General features: G+C 63.0%; 8 protein-coding genes. 5 read left to right on the top strand and 3 right to left on the bottom strand.

The window, feature by feature from the left end:
* Window positions 1–218: 218 nt before the first annotated feature.
* Window positions 219–1,205, bottom strand: coding sequence for an aldo/keto reductase (locus V8P77_RS33760; RefSeq protein ID WP_335916656.1), 987 nt, complete (start codon window positions 1,203–1,205; stop codon window positions 219–221).
* Between the two features lie 189 nt (window positions 1,206–1,394).
* Window positions 1,395–1,931 carry an ATP-binding protein gene (locus tag V8P77_RS33755; protein ID WP_335916655.1) on the bottom strand — a complete coding sequence of 179 codons (537 nt, stop codon included), beginning with the start codon at window positions 1,929–1,931 and terminating at the stop codon, window positions 1,395–1,397.
* Window positions 1,932–2,185: 254 nt separating this feature from the next.
* On the opposite strand from V8P77_RS33755, the gene V8P77_RS33750 reads away from it, so the two are divergent.
* The 3 genes from V8P77_RS33750 to V8P77_RS33740 all read left to right on the top strand — a co-directional run bounded on the left by V8P77_RS33750 (window position 2,186) and on the right by V8P77_RS33740 (window position 3,637).
* The gene (locus V8P77_RS33750) at window positions 2,186–2,566 is read left to right on the top strand and encodes a VOC family protein (protein ID WP_335916654.1); all 381 of its coding nucleotides are present in this window, start codon (window positions 2,186–2,188) and stop codon (window positions 2,564–2,566) included.
* 43 nt (window positions 2,567–2,609) lie between these two features.
* Window positions 2,610–3,092, top strand: a complete 483-nt coding sequence (locus tag V8P77_RS33745; protein ID WP_335916653.1) for a cupin domain-containing protein — start codon at window positions 2,610–2,612, stop codon at window positions 3,090–3,092.
* A 161-nt stretch (window positions 3,093–3,253) separates the two neighbouring features.
* Window positions 3,254–3,637, top strand: a complete 384-nt coding sequence (locus tag V8P77_RS33740; protein WP_335916652.1) for a VOC family protein — start codon at window positions 3,254–3,256, stop codon at window positions 3,635–3,637.
* Window positions 3,638–3,955: 318 nt separating this feature from the next.
* Here the strand turns inward: V8P77_RS33740 and V8P77_RS33735 are convergent, their stop codons facing one another.
* Window positions 3,956–4,966: an AraC family transcriptional regulator gene (locus tag V8P77_RS33735; protein WP_335916659.1), complete on the bottom strand. Its 1,011-nt coding sequence runs from the start codon at window positions 4,964–4,966 to the stop codon at window positions 3,956–3,958.
* Between the two features lie 72 nt (window positions 4,967–5,038).
* On the opposite strand from V8P77_RS33735, the gene V8P77_RS33730 reads away from it, so the two are divergent.
* Together V8P77_RS33730 and blh are read left to right on the top strand one after the other, a co-directional pair.
* Window positions 5,039–5,407 carry a DsrE family protein gene (locus tag V8P77_RS33730; protein ID WP_028741005.1) on the top strand — a complete coding sequence of 123 codons (369 nt, stop codon included), beginning with the start codon at window positions 5,039–5,041 and terminating at the stop codon, window positions 5,405–5,407.
* A gap of 157 nt (window positions 5,408–5,564) precedes the next feature.
* Entirely contained in the window at window positions 5,565–6,845 is a 1,281-nt protein-coding gene (gene blh, locus V8P77_RS33725; RefSeq protein WP_335916651.1) for a bifunctional sulfur transferase/dioxygenase Blh, read from the top strand.
* Window positions 6,846–6,853: the final 8 nt, after the last annotated feature.

Raw genomic sequence — 6,853 nt, 5'->3', positions numbered from 1 at the left:
GACAAGCCCGAGCATGACGGAAGAGGGGTTGGCGCGTCCTCTCACACCTGTTGTTGGGTGTGCGGCATCCTCCAACGGCCCTCATCCTGAGGCGCGCAGCCCATAGGGCGGAGCCTCGAAGGACACGCCGCAACGCTGCTCCTTGCATCCATCCGACGCCGGCGCACCGAGAGACAAGAACGTTCGTGCTGTTGCATCGACCGATCGGTGTCGCTGGTTCACCGCGTGACGCGGGCTGCCGAGGTTGCGGAGTAGCGGTCGCCATGGATCTCGATGCCTGAGAAGACCGCGTCGATCTCGGTCAGTTCCTCCGATGTGAAAGCGATGTCGGCGGCAGCGATATTCTCTTCCAGCCGGTGCAGCTTGGTGGTGCCGGGAATGGGAACGATCCAGGGTTTGCGGGCCATCAGCCAGGCGATGGCGATCTGGGCTGCGGTGGCGTTTCTGCGGGCGGCGATCGCTTCGATCGCATCGACCACCGGCTGGTTCGCCTTGCGGTTTTCGGCCGAGAGGCGCGGATTGGTCTTGCGGTGGTCGTTGCCGCCTTCGAAACTGGTGTTCTCGTCCATCTTGCCGGTGAGGAACCCGCGGCCGAGCGGGCTATAGGGCACGAAGCCGATGCCGAGTTCTTCGACGATGGGCAGGATTTCCTTTTCCGGCTTGCGCCACCACAGCGAATATTCGCTTTGCAGGACGGTGACGGGCTGGACGGCATGGGCGCGACGGATGGCTTCGCTTCCTGCTTCGGAGAGGCCGAAATGCAGCACTTTGCCGGCGCCGATCAGATCCTTGACCGTGCCTGCCACCTCTTCGATCGGTACGGCAGGGTCGACCCGATGCTGGTAGAAGATATCGATGCGATCGGTGCGAAGTCGCTTGAGGGCTTCTTCGACGACCACACGGATGCGTTCCGGCCGGCTATCCAGGCCGACTTCCGGCCGGCCATCTTTGAAGCCGAATTTCGTCGCGATCACCACCTCATCACGGATCGGCGCCAGCGCCTCGCCGACGAGATCCTCGTTGGTGAACGGCCCGTAGGCCTCTGCCGTGTCGAAGAAGGTGACACCCCGGTCGTGGGCCGCCCGCAAGAGCGCAATGGCATCACCACGCTCCATCGCCGGCCCGCGATGGTAGTTCAGCCCCATGCAGCCGAAGCCGATCGCCGATACGTCAGGGCCTCTTTGGCCGAGCTTGCGCTTGATCATTTCAAGTCCTCCTTCCCAGGTTTGATCGCAAGATAGGGCAAAGCCCGGCGGCGATTAGCCGGAGATATCGGCACGAACTTATGAGGTCCGCTCATGAATTTCCCGGCTCGCTCTGAGAGGACAGGCCGGGATCGGGTGAGAGGATCCCGGCAATGTCTGCCGCTTGCGCCGAAAGCTGAGGGGCTTGCGTTATGACGCCAGGCGAACCATGCCGCTGCGCATAGCCTCGATCACCGTGCGCAACGTGTCTTCCCTGTCGTGCCCGTCCGTCGAGACGACATGTTGCTCGAACGGGCCCAGTGAGGAGAATTGCTGATGGAGTGCGGCAATAGGGCCGGGGTCGGTCAGCGTGTCGCCGCCACGCTCCCGGCAGCGCCGGATGGCGACATCGAGCGGCGGACGCAGAACCACGTAGTGGAGGGGTGCCGCGATTTTCCGAAACGGTTCCAGGAACCACGGCCCGACGATGCCGTCGACGACGACGAAGTAGCCGCCGCCGGCATAGCCTGCCGCCGCCTTCGTCAATATGTCGACGACAACGATATTCTGTTCATGCGCTTCCGGCAGATAGGGCGGGATCACGCCGTTCTTGATGAAGTGCCAGAAATCGTCGGAATGAAGATGGACCTTCGGCGAGCCGGGTTCGCGGGCGAGCGCCTCGGCCGTCGTGGTCTTTCCGGAGCCCGGTGGCCCGGTGAGAATGAGAACTTCGCCCGTGTGATCCATCGTGGCATTTTCGCACGAAGCAATCCAGTCGACAACGGGCAGCCAGCACGCGGCCGGCCGCAACCTCGGCATCTGCGGCAAGCCTGATGACGAACGTGTGATGTCGATGCGGTGGCCAAAAGAACAACTCTGAGGACCCGTCGGTTGCCGGTCGCAAGACGAAGACTCGGAGCACAGCGGGGCGGCTTTGTCTGTTTTTCCACCGCGGCGATTTCGACTATGATGGGACGCTGGAACGATCGGGAGGGCACGGCATGATCGATCATATCACCATCGCAGTGGGTGACCTGCAGAAGAGCAAATTGTTCTATGAGCGCGCTTTCGAACCTCTGGGTTATCGCCTCTCCTTCGGGAAGGAGGGCGTGTTCTGGGCCTTCGATGTCGGCGGCAGCCTGTTCGAGATCCAGCACACCGACGACAAGCCGCCTCTGACGCGTTTGCACGTTGCCTTCCGGGTTCGGAGCAGAACGGAGGTCGAGGCGTTTTATCGGGCCGCGCTCGAAGCAGGCGCTCGGGATAATGGCGCGCCCGGCCCGCGGCCGGAATATGAAGAGAACTATTATGCCTGCTTCGTTCTCGATCCCGACGGATACAATATCGAAGCGATGCTCAATGAGCCGGCGCCGCAAGGGTGAGGCGCAGGCTCCGCCCAACGATTGCAATCGAGGGGAGGTGGATATGTCGAGTTTCAGGAACGCCGTCGTCTCTTTGCCCGGCAAGGAGCGCGTGGCGAGCACGCCCTTCGGCGCGAGGATCGTCATCCATGCCACCGCCGCCGAGACAGACGGCGCGTTCGGGATGTGGGAAACCTTCACGCCGCCGGGTCATGGTCCGGCCCCGCACACGCACACCCGGGAGACGGAAGTCTTTCGGGTCATTCGCGGTATTTATCGATTCCAATGCGGCGACGAGGCGTTCGACGCGCCTGTGGGAACCGTCGTCGTTCTGCCGCCACATGTACCGCACAGTTGGCGAAACATAGGCGACGAACCCGGCCAGATGTTCGGCACGGTCACGCCGGGCGGCTGCGAGCAATTGTTCATCGATATCGAGGCTTTTGGTGCCGATACGCCCGAGAAAATCGCGGTGATCGAAGCGCGACTGGGGATCATCAACGACATCACGCTGGCCCTGGGATTGACAGGCCCGCAACCGCGCTGACCGATCATCACGATGTCAATCGGGTCTGTCTATTGTCGGCGTGATCGCTTTCGCGGCACGGCACTCTCTCAAGCGTCCTGTCGCTTGGAAATTCCGTATGTCCTAATCGCGCTGCGTCCATGTCACCGACGCGCGCATATGGTCTTGAGGAGGCACATTTGATGCTTACGATTGGGTCGATTGTCTGGGGTGTGAGGGATGTTGCGCGCGCCATCGAATTCTGGCGCGCGGCCTTGAATTATAAACCTTTGCGAGAGCCGTCGGAAGATTGGGCCATTCTTGTCCCGGTCACGGGCGAAGGACAGCAGATGGCGATCACGATCGTTTCATCCGACCCCACCACCCACCAGCGCCATCATCTCGATCTCTATGCATCCGATCAGCAAGCCGAGGTCGAGCGGCTGTTGTCTCTTGGAGCGCAGCGGGTGGATTGGCGCTATCCCGAAGGCGCGGACTATATCGTTCTGGCTGATCCTGATGGAAACAGGTTCTGCGTCGTTCAGAAGGAGATAGGGTCGCCCGGCGTCAGCAATCCACCCATGTGAACTTCCGACCTGATTGCAGTCGGCGGCGGCCTCGCTACTCCCACGCCATCGCGTGGCCGTTCGACGGAATCCGAGCTGGCCGGAAGCTAGAAATGACTTCATTGCCTGATGGGACTCTTGAAGCGGCAACCCGGTGGATTGGGAGTGAGATTGACCGCAATGGAGCTTATTGGTGCGACAACCTCCAACGCTCCCCATCCTGAGGCGCGCAGCCCATAGGGCGTAGCCTCGAAGGACATGCCGCAGCGCTGCTCCTTGCATCGACGTTGCCGCCACGCCGAGCACCCGCCTCGTCCTTCGAGGCCCCTGCGGGGCACCTCAGGATGAGCCTCTCGTGGACGCCGTCGCCCGCCACGCCGCCGGCGGGGTGGCGAAGGCGCGGGAGAAGGCGCGGTTGAAGGCGGCTTCGGTGGCATAGCCGGCGTCATAGGCGATCGCCGCGATCGGCTGACCCGATGTGGCGAGCGCCACGCTTGCGAGGTAGAGCCGCCAGTCCCTGATATAGCGGATCGGCGATGTCGCGAGCATCGCCTGGAAGCGTTCGGCCAGCGCGCTGCGCGACATTCCCGATGCCGCTGCCAGTTGCTCCAGCGACCAGTCGCGCCTGGAATCGTCGTGGATAAGGGAGAGGCAGCGCGATAGCGCCGGGTCGGCGAGTGCCGCCAGCCAGCCGATCGCATGCGGCTCGGCCATCATGATCTGGTGGCGCAGGATCTCGATGAAGAGGATTTCCGTCAGTCGCGGCAGCATCGAGACGCCGCCGGCGCGTGGCCTGTCGACCTCCTCGACCATCTGGCGGATGGTGGCGCGCAGCCAGTCACCGTCATTGGCGGTCCGCGTCCTGACATGGATAAGGCTCGGCAGGGACTGCCGAAGCGGCGCGAAGCTCAGCCCATCCCACTGCAGATAACCGCAGAGCAGCCGCACGCCTTGTGTCTCGTCGCCGTAACGCAGCACGGGAATCTCACGCCATGGCTTCTGCGGCAGGTCGCGGGTCGGCAGTACCAGCGTGCCGTCTCTGCCTGCACCGAGCTGATGGCCGGTGCCGAAGGGGAAGACCAGCACGTCGCCGGCCTCCAGCTCGGTCTCTTCGCCTTCCGTCTTCAGCCAGCAGCGGCCCTCCACGAGGATGTGAAACGGCATCGTGCCCGAGGCCTTGGCCGAAAGGCCTGCCAGCGACGGCGTGGCATCGGTCTGCCAGTCGCCGGTCGGCATGAAGCAGAATTGCAGCGATCCCGAAAGGCGGATCGTCGACAGCAGCGCCGACAGCACATCGTCACGCGCCACGCCGCCGGCATCGTCTGGATTTTCGGACAAGGCTTCACGCATCCCGGCCAAATACGCGCGCCGCGCGTCCTCCTATCATCGACACGTTCACTGCAACTCGATTGGGAGAATACTATGCAAACTCAATGCGACAAACTGGTCGTGCTCGTTACCAAGGGCATCGAATCCGAACTGTCCTCCGTCGCCTTCACCATTGCCAATGGCGGCATCACCGCCGGGCTGAAGGTCTCGGTATTCCTCACCAGCACCGGGATCGACCTGGTGCGCAAGGGCGGCCAGCGCATGACGCATGTGCCGCCGCTCGATCCGCTTGCGAGCCTGATCGAGAGTTTCCAGCAGCGCGGCGGCACGATCTGGGCCTGCCCGCCCTGTGTGACTTCCCGCGGCTACAACAAGGAAGACCTGCTCGACGGCGTCGTCATCGTCGGCGCCAGCGCCATGCATGCCGAGATAAAGGAGGGAGCTGCGACGCTGTCGTTTTGACTGGGGAAAGCCGGGTCGGGCGGGTGTTGAGGACACCGGCATCCTCAAACTTTCCTGATCTGCGGCATTCTTGCGCTCGGAAATATACTTGTGTGATTGGGTCGATATACATGCGATACTGCATGATGAGGGCGGCGCGGGGCTTTCGGGGGCTTTAATGACATGCGTGAAGGTCAATGAACTGCTATCGGTGGCGGGGCAGCCCGACGCCGCAGCCTTCGCCGCTTTCGCCGCAGACGGCTTTGCTGCCGTCATCAATGCCCGGCCTGATGGCGAGGAGCCGGGCCAGCCGGGCAATACGGCGGAAAAAGCTTCCGCCACGGCCGCCGGGCTTTCCTACAGCTTCGTGCCGGTGAAGGGGCACGAGATCACTGAGGCCGATATCTTCGCCTTCCAGGCGGCGATGGCGCAAGCGAAGGGGCCGGTCGTCGCCCATTGCAAGAGCGGCACGCGGGCGCTGACGCTCCATGCGCTGGGTGAGGTGCTCGACAGGCGAATGAAGCCCGGGGATGTCGAGGCCTTCGGTCAAAACCTCGGCTTCGATCTTGCCGGCGCGCGACGTTTTCTGGAGAAGCGGGCGGGGCAGGCGCCTCATGTAAAGGCCTTCTTCGAGCCCCGCACCTGCAGTGTGCAATATGTGGTTTCCGATTCGGCGACGAAACGCTGTGCCGTCATCGACCCGGTGCTCGATTTCGACGAGATGTCGGGGGCGACGGGGACGGCCAATGCCGATGCCATCCTCGCTCACATCGAAAGCGAAGGGCTGACGGTCGAGTGGATCCTCGACACCCATCCACATGCCGATCATTTCTCTGCCGCGCATTATCTGCATGAAAAGACCGGTGCGCCGACGGCGATCGGCACTCATGTCACCGATGTGCAGAAGCTCTGGAAGGAGATCTACAACTGGCCGGCGCTTAAAACCGACGGCTCGCAATGGGACCGGCTGTTTGCCGATGACGATACGTTCGAGATCGGTGCGCTTAAAGCCCGCGTGATGTTTTCGCCCGGGCACACACTCGCCTCGATCACTTATGTGATCGGTGATGCCGCCTTCGTGCACGACACGGTGTTCACGCCGGATTCCGGCACGGCACGCACGGATTTCCCGGGCGGCAGCGCTGCCGCCCTCTGGCAGTCGATCCAGACCATCCTGTCGCTACCCGAGGAGACCCGCCTCTTTTCCGGCCACGATTATCAGCCCGGCGGCCGGCACCCGCGCTGGGAAAGCACGGTGGCGGCGCAGAAGCGCGCCAATCCGCATATTGCAGGCATCGACGAGGCCGGCTTCGTGGCGCTGCGCCAGGCGCGCGACCGCACGCTGCCGAAGCCGAAGCTTATGCTGCACGCGCTGCAGGTGAATATCCGCGGCGGGCGGCTGCCCGAGCCGGAGGGGAATGGCAGGCGGTATTTGAAGATACCGCTGGATGCGTTGTAGGGGCGGCC

Source organism: Rhizobium aouanii (assembly GCF_037002925.1).
Taxonomy (GTDB): Bacteria; Pseudomonadota; Alphaproteobacteria; order Rhizobiales; family Rhizobiaceae; genus Rhizobium; species Rhizobium aouanii.
Note: the sequence above shows the minus strand (reverse complement) of the source record. Positions and strands in the feature narration are given on the sequence as shown.